This is a genomic window from Caldithrix sp., from assembly GCF_056497305.1.
Genome location: NZ_JBSMDE010000196.1, coordinates 21,355 through 43,097 on the forward strand (window position 1 = coordinate 21,355; position 21,743 = coordinate 43,097).

The following is a 21,743-nucleotide window of genomic DNA, read 5'->3' on the forward strand; positions in this document are numbered from 1 at the left end:
TTAATTAGATTTAAAATGAAGTATTTGTTTTTATTTTTAATTAAAATTTACCGGAAATTTATTTCACCTTTAACGCCGCCTTCTTGTCGGTTTTACCCAACTTGTTCTGAATATTCGTATGAGTCTATTAAAAAGCACGGGGTTGTCAAGGGCGGTTGGTATTCTATTGTTAGAATAAGTAAATGTCATCCATGGCATCCTGGTGGATTTGATCCTGTAAAATGAAATTGGAAAGGTATTTAATAAAATGGGAATGGATAGAAATTCAGTAATCGCTTTAATACTGATCGCCATCATTATTATTCTGATGCCATATTACGAACAAATGGTGATGCCTCCCAGGCCGGAATCTCCTGTTAAAAACGTGGTAGATTCTACACAAAGCGATAGCACAGTAGCTGTTCGTGAAGCACAGGAGGTTGTTCCTGAAAAGCGCAAAGCGGTTTCTCCTGTAATGTCCCGACCAGATACAATTTTCAAGAATGTCAATCAGGCAGATATTGAACAGGCTGATGAAGAAAGCGTCTTTACTATTGAAAATGGTAATTTTAGCGTAACACTTACTAACAGAGGCGGGGGGTTATTAAAGACCTTTTATTTGAAAAAATTTTTAAAATACGATTCTACCTATGTCAATTTTATCGATCCTGGTTTGAATAACAATGCTTACTTTGCTTTTTTAGATCGAAATGGTAATATTATTAATACAAAAGATTTACTGTTTAAAACAGAACAATCCTTAACTAACAAAAACTTACAGAAAGGGGAAGAATATCGGTTAACCTTTTACATTTATTACCAGGGCCATAAAATCAGTAAAACTTTTATCTTTTACGGCGGACAATACCATTTTGATGTACAGGTCCATTTTGAGCATCCCGAAGAATTTTTGCTTAACAATGAATATCAGATTGGCTGGGAAAACGGCGTCCCTTTAACTGAACCGAATCAGCGTGATGATAATGGTTACAATCAAGCCTATGTTTATATGGCAGAAGAACTTGAAAATTATAAGATAAAAGATGTGGGAGAAAAAAAGCCATTGAATTTAACCGGTTCGGCAGACTGGCTATCCATTAGAACAAAATATTTTTTGGTTTCGATTATCAATCAAAGTAACGAAAACAACATGATTGACGGGGTGTTACTGGGTGGAGAAGGTATTAAAATAAATGATCTTGTTTTTGGAAAATATGATTTAACTTTTAATGCCCGTTACAATAACAAGGCAAACAATACTTTTCGTTACTACTTAGGGCCATTGGATTACAATATTCTGAAAAAATACAATCGTGATCTGGATATTCTTGTTTTAAATAATGGCTGGTATGAGCGGACTTTCCGCTTCTTCAGTCTATTGATTTTACCGATCCTTGAATTTTTATACCGCTTTATTCCCAATTACGGTCTGGTGATTATTCTATTTTCCATTTTGATTAAATTATTGCTCTATCCTTTGACCAAAAAAAGTTACCAGTCAATGCGCGAGATGCAGCGCATTCAGCCGTTAATGAACGAATTACGCACCAAATACAAAGACGATCCTCAACGTCTCAACAAAGAGATGATGAAATTATACAAAGAGCATGGCGTCAATCCCATGGGCGGATGTTTACCCATGCTTTTACAAATGCCTTTGCTTTTTGCTCTGTTTATTGTCTTCCGATCTACGATTCAGTTACGTGGGGCGCCGTTTATTCCGGGCTGGATCAATGATCTTTCGCGTTCGGAGGGTTTGTTGCATTTGCCATTCTCGTTGCCCTTTTATGGCAATGAGTTCAATTTATTGCCGATCTTAATGGCCGTTACCATGATTTTTCAATCAAAGATGACGACTCAGGATCCTAAACAAAAGGCCATGGTTTACGTAATGCCCATTTTTATGTTGATGATTTTTAATACACTGCCATCGGGATTAAATTTATATTACACAATGTTTAATCTTTTGACCATCATTCAGCAAGTTTATATCAATCGTGGTTCAAAAGAGGCAGAAGTTACTGTCGCTGTATCAGGGAAAGGTAAAGGAAAAAAATCAAAGAAATAAAATAGATGCATTTTGATTATCTAAGCAAGGACACCATCATTGCCCCCATCAGCGGTTTAAATGGGGGCAGTGTGCATGTCATTCGTGTAAGCGGGTCGAAATCGATCGAAACCACTAGTCGATTCTTTTCTAATAAAAAAATTTTAAACAGAGAAAAGAATCGTTTTTTTTATGGGAAGTTAGTCAACGAACAGAACGAACTGATCGATGATGTTATTGTTTTGTTGTACAAAAAACCTCATTCCTACACCGGTGAGGATGTGATTGAAATAAGCTGCCATGGAAATCTGTTGATTACGGAACAAATCATCGAACTTTACCTGCGCAATGGTTGCCGTTTAGCCGAGCCGGGAGAATTTACTAAACGCGCCTTTCTAAATGGCAAAATAGACCTGGTTCAGGCCGAATCCATTGCTTCTATTATTTCTGCGCGATCAGAAAAAGCTCTCCAAAACGCTATCCGGCAACTGGAGGGAAGTTTTTCATTAGAGATTAAAAAGCTGCGCGAAAACTTAATCAAAGCCATCTCATTACTAGAACTTAACCTGGATTTTGCCGAAGAGGATATCGAGGTTATTGATGATGAGCAGGTTTCCGGATTAATCAAGGAACTATTGCAAAAAATTGCCGATTATTTAAAAAGCTATCAACAGGGTAAGTTGTTGTTAAATGGCGTAAAAGTATTAATAACAGGCAAACCCAATGTGGGGAAATCCAGTTTAATGAACGCCTTATTAGAGAAAGATCGTGTTCTGGTTTCCGATATTCCAGGAACTACCAGAGATTTTGTACACGATGAAATCTATCTTGAAAATGTTCTGGTTAAATTTATTGATACGGCAGGCATCAGACCGGCCTCAGATGCGCTTGAAAAAGAGGGGATCAGAAGAGCAGAAAATCTTTTTGCTGAAGTGAATCTAATTCTCTTTTTGTTTGATGTATCGCAGTCACTGAATGATGAAGATTTTTACCTGATAGAAAGATTAAAATCATTTCAGGAGAAGGTGATTTTCTTAGCCAACAAAATAGACCTTGGATTAGAAAAACAAAGTCTAAAACCTTTTGAGGGGCAACCGCTAATAAAAATTTCGGCCAAGGAGCGGATAAACATCGATCAAATAAAGAATGAGATCAAAAAGTTGATACATACCACGGAATCTCAAGAAGTTATTATTAACAATGAGCGCCAATTCCAGTTATTAAAACGGGCCCGAACGTTGCTACAAAAAGCCTTGCAGACCCTTCAAGACCAGGTGGGACATGAGTTTGTAGCCATGGAATTGCGAGAAGTGGTCAATGTGTTAAAGGAAATTACCGGAGAAGTTACAAACGAAGACATTCTGAACTCCATTTTCGCCAATTTTTGCATTGGAAAATAGGATGTTTCACGTGAAACAAAAAACAAATAATATGAATCGATTTGATATTATTGTGGTTGGTGGGGGACATGCAGGAATAGAGGCTGCGGTTGTAGCCGCCCGGCTTGGGTTTAAAACAGCCCTAGTCACCCTGGAAAAGAAAAAAATAGGTTTAATGTCCTGTAATCCTGCCATTGGTGGATTGGCCAAAGGTCAGCTGGTTAGAGAAATTGACGCCCTTGGTGGAGTTATGGGCAGGATTGCCGATAGAGCCGGAATTCATTTTAAGATGTTGAATACCTCTAAAGGACCGGCGGTTCAATCGCCCAGAGCTCAGGCCGATCGCTTGTATTATGCAAAAGTTGCTCAGCAATTCGTTGAATCGACCCCAAATTTAACGGTTATTGAAGGCATGGCTGTGGGGATAGGCGTACAAAATAATTGTGTTACCAGTGTAAAATTAAGTGACGGAACAGAAATAAAAACTTCCGCCGCCATTATAACGGCCGGAACCTTTTTAAATGGAGTGATCTATATCGGACTTTCCAGTTTAAAAGCCGGCCGGGCAGGCGAGTTACCGGTTGAGGGCATGACGGAAAGTCTCAAAGCTTTAGGATTTGAAGCCGGGCGTCTTAAAACAGGTACCCCACCAAGAGTACACAGAGACACCATTAATTACGAACTCTTAGAGGTTCAAAAACCCGATGAGCATCCCGTGCCTTTTTCGTTCTCAACCGATAAAATTACGCAGCACCAGATCAATTGCTACATCACCTACACGAACCAAAAAACCCATGAAATTTTAGCCACCGGATTCAGCCGTTCTCCTATGTTTACGGGTATGATTTCCGGAGTCGGTCCGCGGTATTGCCCCTCTATTGAGGATAAAATTTATCGCTTTGCCGATAAACCTCGGCACCAAATCTTTCTTGAGCTGGAAGGTTATCAGGCCGAAGAAGTATATGTCAATGGCTTTTCCACCAGTTTACCGGCTGATGTGCAGGAGAGAGCGATTCGGTCCATTCCTGGTCTGGAAAAGGTAAAAATTTTGAGATTGGGATATGCGGTTGAATACGATTTCTTTCCCCCACATCAGTTAAAACATTCGTTGGAGACCAAAGCGGTAAAAAATCTCTTTTTCGCGGGACAGATCAACGGCACCTCCGGTTATGAAGAAGCGGCGGCGCAGGGAATTATGGCCGGGATAAATGCAGCACGGAATTTAAGCGGGCAAGAGCCGTTCATCCTCGATCGCTCTGAGGCTTATATCGGTGTTTTAATCGATGACCTGATCAATAAAATCCATACTGAGCCTTACCGGATGTTTACTTCCAGCGCAGAGTTTCGTTTGTTGTTGCGCCATGATAATGCCGATCTGCGCTTAATGGAATACGGTAGAAAATTGGGTCTAATCGAAGACCGAACGTACGAAAAATATTTAAAAAAGAAAAATGACATACACAAACTGGAATCACTGATAAGTGAGAACGTAATCGACGTAGAACGATTTAATCATTTGTTTGCTTCAAAAACAGCGCCATTGCAACACAATACTAAAGCTGCCATCGTGTTAAAGCGCCCGGAGATCAAACTGCGAGCACTTTTACCTTTACTTTCTAAGGAGGAATTTTTAAAGGATGCTATCCAGGAGGTGGAATACAATATTAAGTATGCAGGTTATTTAGAGCGCCAGAAGAAATTGATTCAAAAATTCAAAGAACTGGAAAATCAAAAGCTCCCTGAAACATTGAATTACAATGAAATCACGGCCCTTTCGGCGGAATCCAGAGAAAAATTAATGAAAATAAAACCAGAAAGTCTGGGTCAGGCAGCCAGAATTTCTGGCGTAAAACCGGCGGATATTTCCGTTTTACTCATTTATTTAACGAAACAAAATTACATTTGATGTTTCACGTGAAACAGAAAATTGAATTATTAAGAACGGTTCTTAAAGAGGCAGGAATACCTGTTGAGCAAGATCAATTTCAGCAATTAATAGATTATGCACAGTTAATTGCCGAATGGAACCGAAAAATACACTTAATTTCCAAAAACGATGTGGATTTTGTGCTGGAGCGCCATATTTTGCCCTCGTTCTTTTATGTAAAGGTTTTAAGGGAACGAGCTCATGGCCGGGGATTAAAGGTACTCGATTTAGGAAGCGGGGCCGGTTTGCCGGGTGTGGTTATTTCGATTCTTCAGCCGATGTGGACGGTCTGGCTGTTGGATTCCAATCGTAAAAAAACGTTGTTTCTCAGGCAGGTGCAGAAAGAGTTGAAGTTGAATTACACTGTGGTTTGTGAACGGTTTGAAACATTTGCTACTGAAAATCAGCAAGATTTTGATTGGATTGTAGCCCGGGCAGTGGCTCCCCTGGGGCAGCTCATTTATTTGTTGGCAGAAAGTCTGGAGCAGGGGACAAAGCTTTTAACCATGAAAGGAATGAATTTTCAGGAGGAATTGAAAGGCCAGGAATTAAAGGATTATTCTGTTTTAGTCTGGCCATTACAGGGTTTGTTGAAAATTGATAAGGAATATTTAAAAAATAAGTGTTTAGTACAGGTGGAGAAGATTTATGGATGAAAAAAAACTCTTTAAAGAATTGTCCGGTTTGGTAACCGAAAGCCGAAATCCAAATTCCATGGAAATTGATGTGATGAGTACCCTGGATGCCGTAAAAGTCTTTAATGATGAAGATAAAAAGGTGGCTTATGCTGTTGAAAAAGAATTGCCCTATGTTGCCCAGGCGATTGAAATTGTCACCGAAGCTTTCAAAAAAGGGGGTCGCCTCTGCTATTTTGGAGCAGGTACCTCGGGTCGTTTAGGTGTGCTGGATGCAGTGGAATGTCCTCCGACTTTTGGCGTTGATCCCGGAATGGTGGTTGGGCGCATTGCCGGTGGGTACAAAGCTTTGACTATCGCCGTAGAAGGTTACGAAGATCATGAAGAATATGGGGCTCAGGATGTGGCTGAATTGGGTGTCAACGAAAAAGACGTGGTCTGTGGAATCGCTGCCAGCAGAAGAACGCCCTATGTTGTAGGCGCAATCAAAGAGGCTCGAAAGCGGGGAGCAAAAACCATTGTTGTGGTTTGTAATCCAAGAGAAGATTTGCAGTACGATGTTGATGTGGCCATTTGTCCCGTGCCGGGGCCGGAAGTTATTATGGGCTCCACACGCCTGAAAGCAGGAACAGCGACCAAAATGATTCTAAACATGATCACCAGCGTGTCCATGATCAAATTAGGCAAAGTTTATGAGAATATGATGATCGATTTGCAGCAGAACAATAAAAAATTGGTCGAGCGCTCCAAAAGGATTATTATGATGGCTGCGCAAGTGGAGTATGAAAAAGCAAGTGAATGTTTACGCATCGCCAAGGGGCACGTAAAAACCGCCATTTTTATTGCCAAAACCAATGAAACGGTGGATGTCGCCAAAAAATACATCGACCAAAACGAAGGATTTTTGAAAAAGGCATTACAGGCCTGGGAGAGAGATAATCATAAAAATAAGTGACTATCTGCGATTCATTCTTTAAATGCTTTAAATGTAACCAGAATTTTTCTAATTTTATGCAATGAATCTTCTGCAGAAAGCATCTGAGGTATGAATCTTGTTTTAGTATTGGTCTTTTTGGTTGTGCTTGCGGTAGTGGGAAAGTATCTCCTTCCCAAAATTCCCATTGATAATCTGTTTCATAATTTTCTTAATTATTCAGGATTTTTTTATTTCCTGCTTGGTATCCTTTTGAGTCCCTATGTACTCAATCTGTTTACTCATGAGCTGATAGGCCGATCGTATTTTGTTTTTAGTCTTGTGCTGGGTTGGAGCGGTTTTTTAATTGGCTTACAGTTGAACTTCAGACAAATGGCCCGATTCCAGAAAACATATTATTTCAAAGGCTTGTTCTATTTTTTTTTGAATAGTATTCTGATCAGCTCAGGCATTCTCTTAGTTTATTATATGAAAATATTAGATTTAACGATAATAGAAATCATATTATTGGCCGTAGCCGGAAGTATTAGTTCTACCATCACTATAGGGTTATTAGTGCGTACAAAACGATTTACAATAAAGCTGGGACATTTTTTAGAATTTTTAGCTGCTTTTGACAATGTTTTAGGAGTAATCGCACTTGGAATCTTGTTTATTGCTTTTCAATTTTTACAGTACCGTTTAGTAGATGCTTTTGTGCTCCTGGTGAGCGCCTATCTGATTGTGCTTTCGTTTTCCATGATTTTTAAAATTCTGGCTGGAGAAATGCGCCAGTTTGAGGCTCAGCTGCTAATTGTCCTGGCAATCATTCTGGTCATTGTTGCTGTTTCAAAAACATTACAAAATAGCGTGTTATTTTTAACCATGTTGTTAGGATTGACCATCGCAAACCTGAAAGGAGTGAACACAAAAAGGTTGTATCTTTTAGTGCAGGAATGGGAAAAACCGTTGAATTTTATTCTGATGTTTTTTATCGGGCTTGTGTTTCAATTTAAAAACGTCCTTTTCCTTACGCTTCTTCTTTTAGTTATGGTGCTGGTGGCCAATTTAATGTCAGAGAGAATGGTGCTAAAGTCCTTTTCGCAAAAGATGGGCTTTCAAACTTTTGGATTAAGCTCGGTTTCCATGGCCATCATGCTCGATGCCCATCTGTCGGGCTTAAGAATTGATCTGGTCAGTGTAATCGTCATCATCTATTTTTTGACAAATCTGGTTTCCATTTATTCAATCAAAAAAAACCAATTGGTTGTCCGATGAAAAAGATGACCATTCTTAGCCTCTTGGTTCTTTTCGCTTATTATTATAAAAAATTTTTTGCAACCAATGCCCATTTTGAAAAGTCGGAGAGTTTGTTTGTTCTTGGGATATTGCTTTTAATTTCTTTTCTATTGGCCTGGGGATTAAAAAAAATAAAATTTCCAGGATTGACGGGCTACATGATTGCCGGAGTTTTAGTAGGGCCAGAAATTTTGAACATTCTTTCAGAGCACATGCTTACAGAATTGCACTTTTTTGAAAATTTAGCTCTGTCCTTCATTGCCATTACAGCCGGAGGAGAGCTGAAATATGCAAAGATAAAGCCGGAAATAAAACCCATTGGCGCCATTCTGTTGAATCAGATATTTCTGGTTTTTTTTGGCTTACTCATTGTTTTGCTTCCATTGACCAAAATTTTACTCGGCCCGTTTGTCAGTCAGCCAAAGGTTTTAATCGGATTTTCAATTTTGTTTTCTGTGGCCGCTCTGTCAAAATCGCCGGCAACAACGATGGGCATTATTACTGAGTTGAAGGCAAAAGGCAGAATTACAGACCTGGTATTGGCACTCACGGTATTAAAAGCCATGGCGGTTGTAATTATTTTTCCTCTGGCCATTACCTATTCTAAAACGTTTCTAATTGAAGGATTTGTTTTCAACTTGCAAAGCCTGATGGATTCTGGTTTGCTCATCTTCGGTTCGATCTTTTTGGGTGGAATTGTTGGTTTTTTGATCATATTGTTTCTAAAGTTCGTAGACATGGAAAAGGCGTTGTTTTTGTTGCTAAGCGGTGTTTTGCTGACTGAGCTGAGCCACATTTTTGAGCTGGAAATCTTGATTAGTTCCATGGTGGTGGGGATTGTTGTTGAAAATTTTTCCAATAAGGGAGAAGAGCTAATCAAAGGTGTAGAGAAAGTTTCCTTACCGTTGTACATCATATTTTTTACCTTTGCCGGTGCCAGTCTTCACTTGCAGACCATAAGACGTGCATTTTTGATCACATTAATGTTAATTCTTTTAAGAATGTTTTTTCTGTATTTAAGTAATTATATAGCTGGTAAATGGCTTAAAGAGGACCGCCTGGTTAAACATTACTCCTGGATGGGCTTTATCGGTCAGGCCGGTATTGCCATAGGTTTAGCCAACATCATTGAGCGCTCCATTCCCGGTGAAACAGGCAAAATGCTGGTTTCTGTGTTGATTGCAACGGTGGTCATCAATGAATTTTTAGGACCGATTTTCTTTAAATTGCTTCTGGAAAAAGCCAAAGAAGTCGTTACATAAGGCCGTGAATCAGAAAATAATTTTTGATTAAAATTAGAAAAATGATTAAATTTAGCAAAATAAATAAGTTATATTAATTTTCCAGGGTTCCAAGAGTGTTGGGGGAACGATGAAACAATTTAAATTATTGTATTTGGCTAGTGAACTTTCACCTTTTGCCATAGCGGGAGGCTTAGCCGACGTTACGAGTGCATTACCCAAGGCATTAAAAAATTTAAATCAAGAAGTTCGTTTGATGATACCCAAATACAAATCCATTAATGAAAGAAAATATGTTCTGCGCGAGGTAATCCGTTTAAGAGAAATCCCTGTGACCTTGGGCTCTGAAAGCGCCATCGCTTCGGTCAAATCGGCTTTTTTACCGGACAGTAAAGTTCAGGTCTATTTTATTGAAGTGGGCAATTTTTTTAATCGCCCGGGCATTTACAATGATCCCAAAACCAATGAACCCTATCCGGACAATGCGATCCGTTATGCCTTCTTTTGTAAAGCTGCCATCGAAACACTGAAAAAATTGTCCTGGCAACCGGACATTATCCATTGCAATGACTGGCAAACAGCCTTTGTGCCGGTCTATTTGAAAACCCTCTACATGGGAGATCCATTTTTTAAAGGCGTAAAAACCATTTATACAATCCATAACTTAACCACCCAGGGTGAGTTCGACGCAGATGTGGCAGAAAAAATAGACTTTGATAAAAGTGAAGTTAAAGAAGGTGGCATGTTTTACAAAGATGGAAAGCTCAATTTAACAAAGGCCGCCATTTTGTTTTCGGATTTTATTACAACGGTTTCCGAAAATTATGCTCATGAAATCTTAACGGACGATAAAATTGGTTTTGGATTTAAAGAAATTTTAGAACAAAAAGAAGACAAATTTGAAGGCATCATGAATGGCGTGGATTACGCGGTCTGGTCTCCGGAAAAGGACAAGTACATTCCATATAAATATTCTAAAGACGATCTTACACCCAAGGTCGAAAACAAGAAAGCACTGTTAATGCGCCTGGGTATGAGCTTTAATGAATCGGTACCTGTAATCGGAATGATTTCAAAATTGACGGAATTAAAAGGCTTTGACCTGTTGTTGGAAATCCTGGACGATTTAATGAAATTGGATTTACAATTGGTCATTCATGGCGATGGAGAGCGGGAGATTGCCGAAACTTTGCTGTCCTACGCCAAGAAATATCCGGATAAGTTGAGCGTCAGCGTTACTTTTGATGAAAAAATGGCCCATCTGATCGAAGCAGGCTCCGACATGTTTTTAATGCCTTCAAAATACGAACCCTGTGGGCTGAATCAGATTTACAGCATGCGCTATGGTACTGTGCCCATCGTTTCGCCGGTCGGCGGATTGTTTGATTCCGTTGAAGATATTGATGAAGAAAGCGGGGAGGGCAGCGGGTTTGTAATGGAAGAGCTCACCTCCGCCAGTTTGCTGAAAGCAATCAAGCGCGCACTGGAATATTTTAAAAACAAAGAAAAATGGATGGACTTGCAAAAACGCATCATGGAGGAGGATTTTTCCTGGGATATTTCGGCCAAACGATATGTGGATATTTACGACAGGGTTATTAGTGGAGATGATTTTTAAATCTCTTTAAATTGATTGCCTGCAATTTTGTTTCAAAATACCATCGATTTTTACATTTTAGGTGATTGAGGAGAACGTATTTAAGGAAGCAATGGATAAAACTGTCTTTTTGGACCGTGACGGAACAATAATAGAAGAGATGGGTTACATTAATCATTTCAGTCGAATTCGGCCGCTACCGGAGGCTATAGAGGCGATTAAACTTTTTAAAAGCATGGGGTTTAAGGTGGTTGTGATTACCAATCAGGCCGGGGTAGCAAGAGGCTATTTTTCAGAACAGGACTTGCGGGAGATGAATGACTACATGATGCGGAAATTTGCTGAGCAGGACGCTTTTATTGATGGTCTTTATTATTGCCCGCACCATCCTCAAGGCAGCGTAGAAGCCTATCGAAAAGATTGTGTTTGCCGAAAGCCGAAAACTGGATTGGTGCAAAGAGCCATTCAGGAATTAAATATCAAATTAGGCAAAGCCTGGGTCATCGGTGATCGTAGCTCTGATGTTGAACTGGCAAAAAATCTGGGCATTGAAGCGGTTTATGTGTTAAGCGGCTATGGTAAAGGAGATTATGTGCAGACAAAAGGAGGTTTTAAGATCAAGCCCGATTTAATCCTTAATGATGTGCTTCAGGCTGCACAGACTATTGTTAATTACTGTTCACGGATAGAAAATGCGTAAATTGACAGTTGCTTGATGAATATTTATATTTGCATGTTTTAACAGGAATGAAGTGCGACATGAGAAAAATTTTAATGTTACTTTTCAGTGTGATCGTGATTGTGGCCTGCCAGAACTTAAATTCGGTTGAACCGCCTCAGGAATTTAAGGCCCTGGATCGTTTGGGTGATTTTATTGACACCACTTTTTATGCCGATACGGCCTTTTTTCAAATTGATCCTTACATCAACACAGAAAATTCCACGGTGCTGAGTGTGGGAAGTTTTAAGGGCTTTAATGCGTCAATTTTTATGAAATTCACACGCATGCCCAATGATTCAGCTGCCAGCTACGATTCCATTTTTGTTATTTTAAGTCCTAAATTCAGTTTTCCGGATAATGGTAATCCTTTAAACGTAATGGTGAGTGAACTGCAGGAGCCCTGGCCAGATTCTTTAAATAGCTTACCGGAGTTTCATGATTACCAGGCACCGACGCCTTTTTACAATCTTTCTCTGTCGCCACAGGATTCGGATCTGGTGGTCATTCCGATTGCCGTGGATGTGTTTAACCAATGGGTGGAATCAGGCGCTGATAATTATGGGTTGCTGATCAAAGCGCAGGATAATAATTTAGGGTATATTCAGGAGTTTCACAATTTTTATTCAGAAGATCCGGAAAATTGGCCCAAACTGGTGTACAAAACTATCCTGGATACCACGGTGGAATACGATACCACCAATATTGGTATCGCCTCAACGGTCTTTGATTATGATCTTCAAAATCCGGAAAATATTTTTGAAATGGCCAGAGAGAAGAAAGAACTGATCATCGCATCCGGACTGGCCAGCCGGGTTGTGGTGCAGTTTAATGCTTTAAAGCAACTGCCGCCCAATAGTTTAATTTACAAAGCAGACATGGAATTTGATTTAAACAACCAGGATTTTTTCGATCCTTTTCTGGAAAATCGTCTTAAAAACGGAGATCACCCCAACAGTTTTTATTTACGGTGGATCTCTTCCATTTCAGACGATGGCTCTACTATTGAGATAGATTCCACATTTGCCGACAACCTCTATTACTCCTATTCTGTTTACAGCGATACGGCAAAAATTCATTTTGCCAATGAAGGTGATCAGGTGCGCTTTGGCAAAGGATATATTCAGGGCTTTTTGAATGGCACCTACGATTCTGTCTGGTTTTACTTGCAGTTTGCCAATGAGTATCAGGATTTAGCCGTCAGAAGGATAAAATCGTTTACAGAGAACGGAATTCGTTTACACGTTTCTTATTATTTGGTTAAAAGCGAAGGTTATTAAATGATCAGAAAGTGCATCTTATTAATAGGGATATTCTGGGCAATGTCCGGTTCATTGCTGGCTGGCGAGAGTATTTTTGGTATTAATGATTATTCATTAGGCGTATTGCATCCTTTTTACTCCGGTTCCGGGCTGGGACGCAGTTACGAAATAGCTCATCACGATTCACTGCGTCTGAATTTTATGAACTTTGCTGCCTGGCCCGAAATAGCCAACCCGACCTATGGCATCACTCTGGGCTATTCAGCCGCCTTTAGTAAAGACCATCAAAAGTCGGATTATTTCAATGATTATGTTAATTTTCAGGGAGGTTACCTGGGCATTCCAATCTTAAAAAAACAGCTGGTATTGGGACTGGGACTGCAACCGCTTTCCAATGTGGAACAGAGATTTGAAATAGAAGATCAGGGCGTGAAAAAGCACCTATTGCTGCGCGGAGGATTAAGTAAAGGCACAGTAAACCTATCCTATTCATTTAACCGCTTTTTAAATGTGGCCCTTGGTTATGAATATAATTTTGGTCGCATTGACCGCGATTACCGCCTGGAAATGAGTGAGAGCGATTATCCACTGACCTTTTCTTATCAGTACTGGTACTACGGCCATGGAATGGAAATAAGTGTCTTTTCCAGGCCCATTTCCAATGTCTCTGTTGGACTGATTTATCGACCGGCTTTTACCTTAAGGGCCAAAATTAAACCGGAAACCAACTCAAACATAGTGAACCAGAGCAATCTGAAGGATTTGCAAATTCCCTCTTATCTTGGCCTGGGATTGCGCTATGATTTTAATCGAAGGACTTCGGTGGGTAGCGATGTCATTTATCAGGATTGGGAGAAGGGGTACAAAATAGAGGGTCAAACGCCGAATCATCTGTTTGCCAAATATTACCGCCTTGGCCTGGGTATTGAGAGAAGACAAAGTCATAAGCTATTCACCAATTTTTTCCAAAAAATGGATTATCGGGCCGGCTTTTTTTTCGGGCAACAAAATGTGCTCAGCGCCAGGAATGAAGTTAAAGAATATGGCTTAACTCTGGGGCTGTCCATGCCGATTACCCGGTTTAAGTCAAGAATTGACTTTTTATTCTTGTTGGGTAAACGTGGCAATTTGCAACAGAATCAATATGAAGAAACATTTATCAAGTTCGGATTTACCATTAACGCCAGCGAAATATGGTTTGTAAAATTTGAGGATTAGCAAACGCTAATGGAGGTACGTATCATGAGAGCTAAACAAAATTTCTGGAAAATAGCCCTGGCTTTGGTGTTGATGCTGGGCTTTTCATTTAATTTGTTGGCGCAAGACCTGTTGTTGGAAGAAGGAGTGGAACAGGAAGAAGAGGCCACAAACTGTATTCCTGAAAATTTAATGACGCCCTGGGATAGCCTGGCCAATAAACCTTTAAATCAGGATATTCGTCTAATTTATAACTTTGGATATGAGTATTACAAAAATCAATCCTATAAAGAAGCGTTACCCTACTTATGGAATGTTTATCTACATGACAGCACAAAATATGCTCGGGCTGCTGTGCGAAAAATTGCAGATATTTATTATTTACAGGGTAAAGTAGACAGTACCTTGATCATCTGCTATCGTGGATTAAAGCAATTTCCGGACATGGTGCGCTTGCATTACTATGCCGGAGCATTGCAAAATCGCCTGGGGAAATTCCGTTGCGCAATTCCTCATTTTGAGGCATTGGTTAAAAGCGATTCGAATAATGTAAATTATTTAAAAACTCTGGCTTTTCTCTATTTTAAAGCCGATGATGAAAAAGCCATTGATATTCAGAAAAAGGTCACAGAAAAAGAACCGGACAATCTGGAAGAGAGCGAACGGCTGGCCCAGTTCATGAACCATTTTTATGGTGAAGGAGCCGATTTAAAAATCAGAAAAGAAGCTTATTTAAAAGATCCGGAGAATATCGACCTGGCGATGAAATACGCCAAAGTCGCTGTGAGCTCCGGTGCTTACAAAGATGCCCTGGAACCGATTAGTAAAGTGATTCAAAAGAAGCCCAGCAAAGCGGCCTATTTGTTGCGGGCCGAAGCCTACGAGAACTTAAATGATAACTTTAAAGCCATTGAAGACTACAAACATATTTTAAAATTGGACCCAAAAGATGCAGATATTATGCTGCGCATTTCAGTCAATTACCGACTGGAAAATGAATTTTCTAAAGCCGAATACTGGATCAAAAAGGCGCTGTCTGTTAAACCAGGGTATGGCCTGGCTTACATTACACTTGGCGAGCTTTACGAAGCCGCTGTTCCTTACTGCCAGGAAAAGTTGAAACGAAAAAAGACGGCCTATGAAGACAAATTGGTTTATGAAAAAGCCTTACAAGCCTATAAGAAAGCAGAGAAAGATCCGGCGTTTCGCGCAAAATCGCGTAAAAAACAGGAAATCATAAAACCTTTTATTCCTACCCAGGAAGATCGTTTTATGCACAAAAACGATAAGATTAAATCACCGTGTTACAAGTGGATTATTGATTAGGAGATTGCGTTGTGAAATTAGCCATTGGCGCAGATCATGCTGGGTTTGTGTTGAAAGAAGAGATAAAGGAATATTTAAAAGCTAAAGACATTGATTTTAAAGATGTCGGCACCTTTAAAATAGAATCCTGTGATTACCCAGAGTTTGCCTATAAGGTGGGCCAGGCCGTGGCCAACGGAGAAGTCGATCTGGGGATATTGATTTGTGGAACAGGCATTGGAATGAGTATCACGGCCAATAAGATTAAAGGGGTTCGGGCGGCTCTGGTTCACGATAAACAGACGGCCAAACTTTCCAGGCAGCACAACGACGCCAACGTGCTGTGTCTGGGGGGAAGGATTCTGACTGAAGAACAGGCCAGACAAATTGTCGACGTGTGGTTGAACACCTCATTTGAAGGCGGCCGGCATGAACGAAGACTAAAGTTAATTACTCAATTAACGGGGCTTTAATTTAAGGGAGAGGTCATGTTGGAAAATTTGAAAAAACAGGATCCGGAAATATTTGAGGCCATATTAAAAGAAATGGATCGCCAGAACAACACCCTGGAGCTGATCGCTTCAGAAAATTTTGTTTCCAGGGCGGTTCTGGAAGCGGCCGGTTCGGTGATGACCAATAAATATGCCGAAGGTTACCCGGGGCATCGCTATTATGGCGGCTGCGAATTTGTGGATATCGCCGAAGATGTTGCTCGAGACCGCGCTAAAAAACTGTTTAATTGTGAGTACGCCAATGTGCAACCGCACTCTGGTTCTCAGGCCAATATGGCTGTCTATTTTACCTATTTAAAACCAGGCGATACGGTTCTGGGAATGAATCTAGCGCATGGAGGCCATTTAACCCATGGTTCGCCGGTTAATTTTTCTGGAAAGCTGTTTAATTTTGTAGCCTATGGCGTGAATAAGGAAACAGGGCGGATCGATATGGATGAGGTGGCGGAAAAAGCCAGGGAACACAAACCCAAAATGATCGTCGTTGGAGCCAGCGCCTATTCCCGTTTTTATGAATTTGACAAATTTAGAGAGATTGCCGATGAGGTGGGAGCTGTGTTGTTTGCTGATGTTGCCCATCCTGCAGGTTTAATCGCCGCCGGTTTGCATCCCAGCCCAATTCCTTACTGCGATGTGGTAACAACGACCACGCACAAAACATTGCGCGGGCCGCGCGGTGGCATGATCTTGATGGGCAAAGATTCCGAAAACAAAATGGGCATCGTGGCTCCTAAATCAGGTCGCGTTAAAATGATGTCCGAAATTATTGATAGCAACGTCATGCCTGGTATTCAGGGCGGGCCATTAATGCACATCATCGCGGCCAAAGCCGTGGCTTTTGGCGAAGCCTTGAAACCCGAATTTAAAGAATATGCCGCGCAAATCATTAAAAATGCTCAGACCCTGGCTAACGAACTCATCGCACGCGGCTACGATATTGTTTCCGGCGGAACAGACAATCACGTTTTTCTGGTGGACCTGACAGCTAAAAATATTACCGGCAAAGCAGCGGAAAATGCCTTACACGACGCCGGCATTACAGTAAACAAAAACATGGTGCCCTTCGATACGCGAAGTCCTTTTGTCACCAGTGGAATACGCATCGGTACGCCGGCTTTAACCACCAAGGGCATGAAGGAGAACGAAATGAAAATCATTGCGGAATTAATCGATCGTGTTCTCTCCAACATCGACGACAAAGGCGTTGCAGAAAAGGTGTTGCAGGAAGTCAGGGAGTTAAATAAACATTTCCAGATGTATTCCCTTTAACATTAGGGAGCAATAAACCCGGGCCTCACGGTGAATAACGTGGGGCCTTTTCATACAAAAGGCATGAAGAGGCAAAAAATCGAAGAAGTAGAAATGCCGTTCCTCGATCATCTCGAGGAACTGAGATGGCGTATTATTAAGTCGCTTATTGCGGTGGTTGTTTTTACCATCTTCAGTTTTATTTTTTCGGATCATATTCTTAATTTTCTACTGATTACGACTAAGAATTTAAAACACCCGCTCCAGCTGCAAGTTTTGAAAGTACAAACTGTTTTCCTCATCAAGCTGGAACTGGCCCTTATTGCCGGAATCATGCTCAGCTTGCCGGTCATTTTTTACCAGATCTGGGCTTTTGTGGCCCCCGGCTTGCTGGAAAACGAACGTAAATATGTCGTCCCGGTTATTACTTTTGCCACCATCAGTTTTCTTGTGGGCGCTGCCTTTGCCTTTTTTGTGATCATTCCCTTTGCACTTGATTTTTTCCTCAGCCTGGTTCCGCAAAACGTTAAGAACAATATTGCCCTGGATTTTTATTTTGGTTTTGTAGCGCGCATTGTACTGGTGTTTGGCGTTGTTTTTGAATTGCCCGTTGTAAGCCTGCTGTTAACCAAATTAGGGCTCTTAACCCCGCAATTTTTAAGAAAATATCGCCGTTACGCCATTGTCATCATTTTTGTTTTAGCAGCCATTTTAACGCCTCCGGATCCAACGACACAAATCATGTTGGCCCTCCCTCTCCTGCTATTGTATGAAGTGACCATCTGGATCAGTTACTTTTTTGCCAGGAAATCTAAACAGGAAGAAAAGAGTTAATATTGCTTAAAACAAAATATATTCTTATTTTAACTATCTTTAAATAATAAATTTAATTGGGACTTTAAAACATTTATGAATTCTCTTAAGGAAATTAAAAAAGCGGTAGCGCCGGAATTACAGGAATTCGAGCGGGTATTTAAGGAAATTTTGTCATCCAATGTGTTTCTGATCGATACCATTGCCAAGTATATTGTTAAGAATAAAGGAAAAGGACTAAGGCCCCTGCTGGTTTTGATGTCGGCCAAGCTGGTAGGGCAGCCTGTGCACGAAACCTATCTGGTGGCCTCGGTTGTAGAACTGTTACACACAGCCTCACTGGTTCATGACGATGTGGTGGACAGTTCCCTGGTGCGGCGGGGCTTTCCTTCCATTAATGCCTTGTGGAAAAATAAGATCGCTGTTTTAATGGGCGATTACTTGCTTTCCAAATGCTTGATTGGAGCCACCAAAACGGGAAGCCTGGAAGTAATGAATAAGCTGGCCATGGCTTCCAAGCGCCTGAGCAAAGGGGAGTTGATGCAAATCGAAAAAGCCCGCCAGTTGAAAATTACCGAAGACGAATACTTTGACATCATTTCCAACAAAACCGCGGCTTTGATGGGAACCGCATCGGAACTGGGAGCCATTACGGTTTCTGAAGACAAAACCGATCACGAAAATTTAAAAAACTTTGGTGAAAATTTGGGCATTGCCTTTCAGATTAAAGACGATTTGCTGGACTATTACGGCCATCAGAAAATTTTGGGCAAGCCGGTGGGCAATGATTTTAAAGACAAAAAGATCACGCTTCCTTTAATCCATGCCTTTAATCAGGCCTCAAGAAAAGAAATCTCCAATATTAAGCGCCGACTTAAAAAAGGCGTTTCCCCTCAGGATGTGCAGTTTATTCTGGATTTTGTGGCGGAGTACAACGGCATTCAATATGCAGAAGCCAAACTGAAAGAGTATTCCGAAAAAGCCAAACAGTGCATTGCGGCCTATTCCGATGGCCCGGTGAAAAAAGCCATGGAAGCGTTTGTGGATTTTACGATTAATCGTGCAAAATGAGACATGAGTTCTACGAAAAGAATATTGATCATCCGCTTCAGTTCCATTGGCGACATTCTTTTAACCTCTGCTTTTATTCGTCAGACGCGCATGGCCTACCCTGATGCGCAAATCGATTTTGTAATCAAAAAGAAATTTGCCGATTTAATACAGTACAACCCGCACATCAATCGCCTTTATGCCTTTGATGAAACGAAAGGATTAAAGGGCTTGCTGCAATTGCGCAGTCGGCTACGACGCAATGCCTACGATTATGTGTTCGATTTGCACAACAATATGCGCAGCCGGATCGTAACTCTGTTCCTGCCGGCAAACATTTTCAGAATGAAAAAGAACAAAATTAAGCGCGCTTTGCTGGTCTATTTTAAACTGAATTTGTTCAACGAAAAGGTTTCTATTGCTCAAAAATATCTGACTGTAGGTAAGCCTCTGGGCATTAAAGACGATCAACACGGGCTGGAATTGTACTGGAAAGATTTCCAGATTAAAGGGCTGGAAAAAAAGGTCGGATACAAACTGTTGAAAGAACGGTTCGTGGCCCTTGCGCCCGGCGCGGGATTTAAAACCAAACAGTGGCCCATTGAATATTTTCGCTCTTTACTCCTTAAAATCGAACAAAACAGCGATTTTAAGATTGTGTTGCTGGGCAGCGCTTCAGAGCAGGATTCCTTCCGACCGCTGGAAACCTCGAAGCGCGTGATGAATCTGGCCGGCCGCTTGAGTTTGCTGGAATCGGCTGTTATTTTAAACCGCGCGCAATGGCTGGTTTCCAACGACTCCGGATTAATGCACATGGCGGCTGCTGTAAACACGCCGGTGCTGGCGATCTTTGGTTCGACCGTGCAGGAATTGGGTTTTTTCCCCTTTCGCGTTAAAAATATTGTGCTGGAAAACAGGGGGTTGTGGTGTCGCCCCTGCTCGCACATTGGCCGAAACCGCTGCCCTCTGGGGCATCTAAAATGTTTAAAATCCATTACACCGGATCAGGTGTTTGAACATTTAAAACAATGGATGTGAAATGAAAATAATCGCCAGAGCGCTTTACAGATTTTTAATCATGCCTCTCCTTTTGTTCCTGGTTCATCTGGCCGGCCTGTTTAATAACAAGATTAAAAGGGCCCTTTCCGGACGCTATCAGGCCATTTCCATACTCAATCGACTGACTGCGGATGAAAAGCCCATCCTGATGATTCACGCCGCTTCACTGGGCGAGTTCGAACACATTCGACCGCTCATTTTTCGGCTGGGGCAAAAATTCAAGATCGTGGTTACCTTTTTTTCGCCTTCGGGAATGGAACATGCCAGAAAGACCTGGCCGGACGAGGTGCATGTCTATTTGCCCTTTGATCTGTTTTCTTTGTGGAACAGATTGTTTAAAAGATTGGCGCCTGAGATGTTGATTATTTCCAAACACGATATCTGGGCCTCGATGGTTCTGGCTGCTGCCAAAAGGGGCGTTCCCATCTATTTGGTCAATGCCTCGCTGGCCGAAGGCTCGTCCAGATTGAATCCGCTTTACCGCTTCTTTTTGCAGGAAGCGTATCAAGCGCTGGATGGCGTGTTTACCATCAGTGAAGAGGATGCGCAGCGTTTCCGCCGTTATTTTAAATTGAATGCGGTGCAGTGCATGGGTGACACCAAATTCGATCAGGTTTTGATTCGCAAAGAGCAGGCCATGGAACATGATTTGATCGATCCGGCCTGGGCCAAAGGCGAAGTACTGGTGCTGGGCAGCATCTGGCCCGAAGATTTTAAGGTAATACAGGAAGGTCTGGGGCCATTGCTGCAGAGCCATCTGGATTTGAAGGTGATCGCCGTACCGCATCAGCCTTCGGCGCATTTTGTGCGTAGTTTGCTCCAGTTTTTTGAAGCCTCTGGCGTGGCCAGGTACACGGATCACGCCTTGTCAAGCGAAACGCGGGCGCTGGTGGTGGATGTGGTGGGCGTTCTGGCCGATCTTTACAAATATGCGCGCTTTGCCTATGTGGGCGGCAGTTTTAAGCAGGGTATCCACAACGTGATGGAGGCTGCGGTTTACGGCATTCCGGTTATGTTCGGGCCGGTGCATCACAATTCGTTTGAAGCATTAGACCTGGTGCAAAACGGAGGGGCGCTGGTGATAAAAGACAAAAACGATTTTTTAACTATAATGCAAAAATTGATGAATGATGCAGCCTTTGTCCGCCAGATGGGCCACAGGACGGCCGACTATGTACAACGCAAAACCGGCGCTACGGAACGTATATTAAAGGCCTGGGAGGGGGTGATTTGAAGGAAAAGGGAGATTCAGGCAAGCAGATGGGTAAAATAATGTAATACTACCTGTATTTTTAATATCGGAGCGCGCGCTATTCGCAATTTGCTGGTCTGGTCTTACATACGCTCGATATTTAATACCTTATTTTGTTTTAGCCCTTGATTGGTCCATTATAAGCCTTGCATTTTATACAAAAAGAAATACAACCCAATTGACAGAAAGAATGCTATATAGCCAATGAAAAGGAATTGCGCTGTGAACATAGCAGAATTTTTCGTGCCTTCATTCGTAACGTAAAACTTGTATGCAATCAAATTTGCTAACGAACCGAAAAGACTTCCAA

At 41.4% G+C, this 21,743-nt stretch carries 19 protein-coding genes; all 19 read left to right on the forward strand.

Annotated features, from left to right (window positions below):
- Window positions 1-15 precede the first annotated feature (15 nt).
- The gene (gene yidD / locus ACWB0I_RS16115) at window positions 16-225 is read left to right on the forward strand and encodes a membrane protein insertion efficiency factor YidD (protein WP_479389106.1); all 210 of its coding nucleotides are present in this window, start codon (window positions 16-18) and stop codon (window positions 223-225) included.
- A 28-nt stretch (window positions 226-253) separates the two neighbouring features.
- Window positions 254-2,047 carry a membrane protein insertase YidC gene (yidC, locus tag ACWB0I_RS16120; protein WP_479389107.1) on the forward strand — a complete coding sequence of 598 codons (1,794 nt, stop codon included), beginning with the start codon at window positions 254-256 and terminating at the stop codon, window positions 2,045-2,047.
- Window positions 2,048-2,052: 5 nt separating this feature from the next.
- Window positions 2,053-3,426, forward strand: coding sequence for a tRNA uridine-5-carboxymethylaminomethyl(34) synthesis GTPase MnmE (gene mnmE, locus ACWB0I_RS16125; protein ID WP_479389108.1), 1,374 nt, complete (start codon window positions 2,053-2,055; stop codon window positions 3,424-3,426).
- Between the two features lie 31 nt (window positions 3,427-3,457).
- Window positions 3,458-5,311 (forward strand): tRNA uridine-5-carboxymethylaminomethyl(34) synthesis enzyme MnmG, encoded by a 1,854-nt coding sequence (mnmG, locus tag ACWB0I_RS16130; protein ID WP_479389125.1) that lies wholly within the window; start codon window positions 3,458-3,460, stop codon window positions 5,309-5,311.
- An 8-nt stretch (window positions 5,312-5,319) separates the two neighbouring features.
- A complete protein-coding gene (gene rsmG / locus ACWB0I_RS16135) occupies window positions 5,320-5,988 on the forward strand; it encodes a 16S rRNA (guanine(527)-N(7))-methyltransferase RsmG (protein WP_479389109.1) in 669 nt (222 codons plus the stop codon).
- Window positions 5,981-6,922 (forward strand): N-acetylmuramic acid 6-phosphate etherase, encoded by a 942-nt coding sequence (murQ, locus tag ACWB0I_RS16140; RefSeq protein WP_479389110.1) that lies wholly within the window; start codon window positions 5,981-5,983, stop codon window positions 6,920-6,922. Before rsmG ends, murQ begins: the two co-directional genes overlap by 8 nt.
- Before the next feature lie 90 nt (window positions 6,923-7,012).
- Window positions 7,013-8,158 (forward strand): cation:proton antiporter, encoded by a 1,146-nt coding sequence (locus ACWB0I_RS16145; protein WP_479389111.1) that lies wholly within the window; start codon window positions 7,013-7,015, stop codon window positions 8,156-8,158.
- Window positions 8,155-9,441: a cation:proton antiporter gene (locus tag ACWB0I_RS16150; RefSeq protein ID WP_479389112.1), complete on the forward strand. Its 1,287-nt coding sequence runs from the start codon at window positions 8,155-8,157 to the stop codon at window positions 9,439-9,441. The genes ACWB0I_RS16145 and ACWB0I_RS16150 overlap by 4 nt, the downstream gene beginning before the upstream one ends.
- A gap of 109 nt (window positions 9,442-9,550) precedes the next feature.
- Window positions 9,551-11,038 carry a glycogen synthase GlgA gene (gene glgA / locus ACWB0I_RS16155; RefSeq protein WP_479389113.1) on the forward strand — a complete coding sequence of 496 codons (1,488 nt, stop codon included), beginning with the start codon at window positions 9,551-9,553 and terminating at the stop codon, window positions 11,036-11,038.
- A 91-nt stretch (window positions 11,039-11,129) separates the two neighbouring features.
- Window positions 11,130-11,717, forward strand: coding sequence for a D-glycero-alpha-D-manno-heptose-1,7-bisphosphate 7-phosphatase (locus ACWB0I_RS16160; protein WP_479389114.1), 588 nt, complete (start codon window positions 11,130-11,132; stop codon window positions 11,715-11,717).
- Between the two features lie 59 nt (window positions 11,718-11,776).
- Entirely contained in the window at window positions 11,777-13,015 is a 1,239-nt protein-coding gene (locus ACWB0I_RS16165) for a hypothetical protein (protein WP_479389115.1), read from the forward strand.
- A 42-nt stretch (window positions 13,016-13,057) separates the two neighbouring features.
- On the forward strand, window positions 13,058-14,215 hold the full coding sequence (locus tag ACWB0I_RS16170) for a hypothetical protein (RefSeq protein ID WP_479389116.1): 1,158 nt from the start codon (window positions 13,058-13,060) through the stop codon (window positions 14,213-14,215).
- A 24-nt stretch (window positions 14,216-14,239) separates the two neighbouring features.
- Entirely contained in the window at window positions 14,240-15,520 is a 1,281-nt protein-coding gene (locus tag ACWB0I_RS16175) for a tetratricopeptide repeat protein (RefSeq protein WP_479389117.1), read from the forward strand.
- Between the two features lie 11 nt (window positions 15,521-15,531).
- A complete protein-coding gene (gene rpiB / locus ACWB0I_RS16180; RefSeq protein ID WP_479389118.1) occupies window positions 15,532-15,972 on the forward strand; it encodes a ribose 5-phosphate isomerase B in 441 nt (146 codons plus the stop codon).
- A gap of 15 nt (window positions 15,973-15,987) precedes the next feature.
- Complete coding sequence (gene glyA, locus ACWB0I_RS16185) at window positions 15,988-17,280, forward strand: serine hydroxymethyltransferase (RefSeq protein WP_479389119.1); 1,293 nt, start codon at window positions 15,988-15,990, stop codon at window positions 17,278-17,280.
- 63 nt (window positions 17,281-17,343) lie between these two features.
- Window positions 17,344-18,093 carry a twin-arginine translocase subunit TatC gene (gene tatC / locus ACWB0I_RS16190; protein ID WP_479389120.1) on the forward strand — a complete coding sequence of 250 codons (750 nt, stop codon included), beginning with the start codon at window positions 17,344-17,346 and terminating at the stop codon, window positions 18,091-18,093.
- Between the two features lie 75 nt (window positions 18,094-18,168).
- Window positions 18,169-19,143: a polyprenyl synthetase family protein gene (locus tag ACWB0I_RS16195; protein ID WP_479389121.1), complete on the forward strand. Its 975-nt coding sequence runs from the start codon at window positions 18,169-18,171 to the stop codon at window positions 19,141-19,143.
- A gap of 3 nt (window positions 19,144-19,146) precedes the next feature.
- Window positions 19,147-20,160: a lipopolysaccharide heptosyltransferase II gene (gene waaF, locus ACWB0I_RS16200; RefSeq protein ID WP_479389122.1), complete on the forward strand. Its 1,014-nt coding sequence runs from the start codon at window positions 19,147-19,149 to the stop codon at window positions 20,158-20,160.
- A 1-nt stretch (window position 20,161) separates the two neighbouring features.
- Entirely contained in the window at window positions 20,162-21,415 is a 1,254-nt protein-coding gene (locus tag ACWB0I_RS16205; protein ID WP_479389123.1) for a 3-deoxy-D-manno-octulosonic acid transferase, read from the forward strand.
- Window positions 21,416-21,743 lie beyond the last annotated feature (328 nt).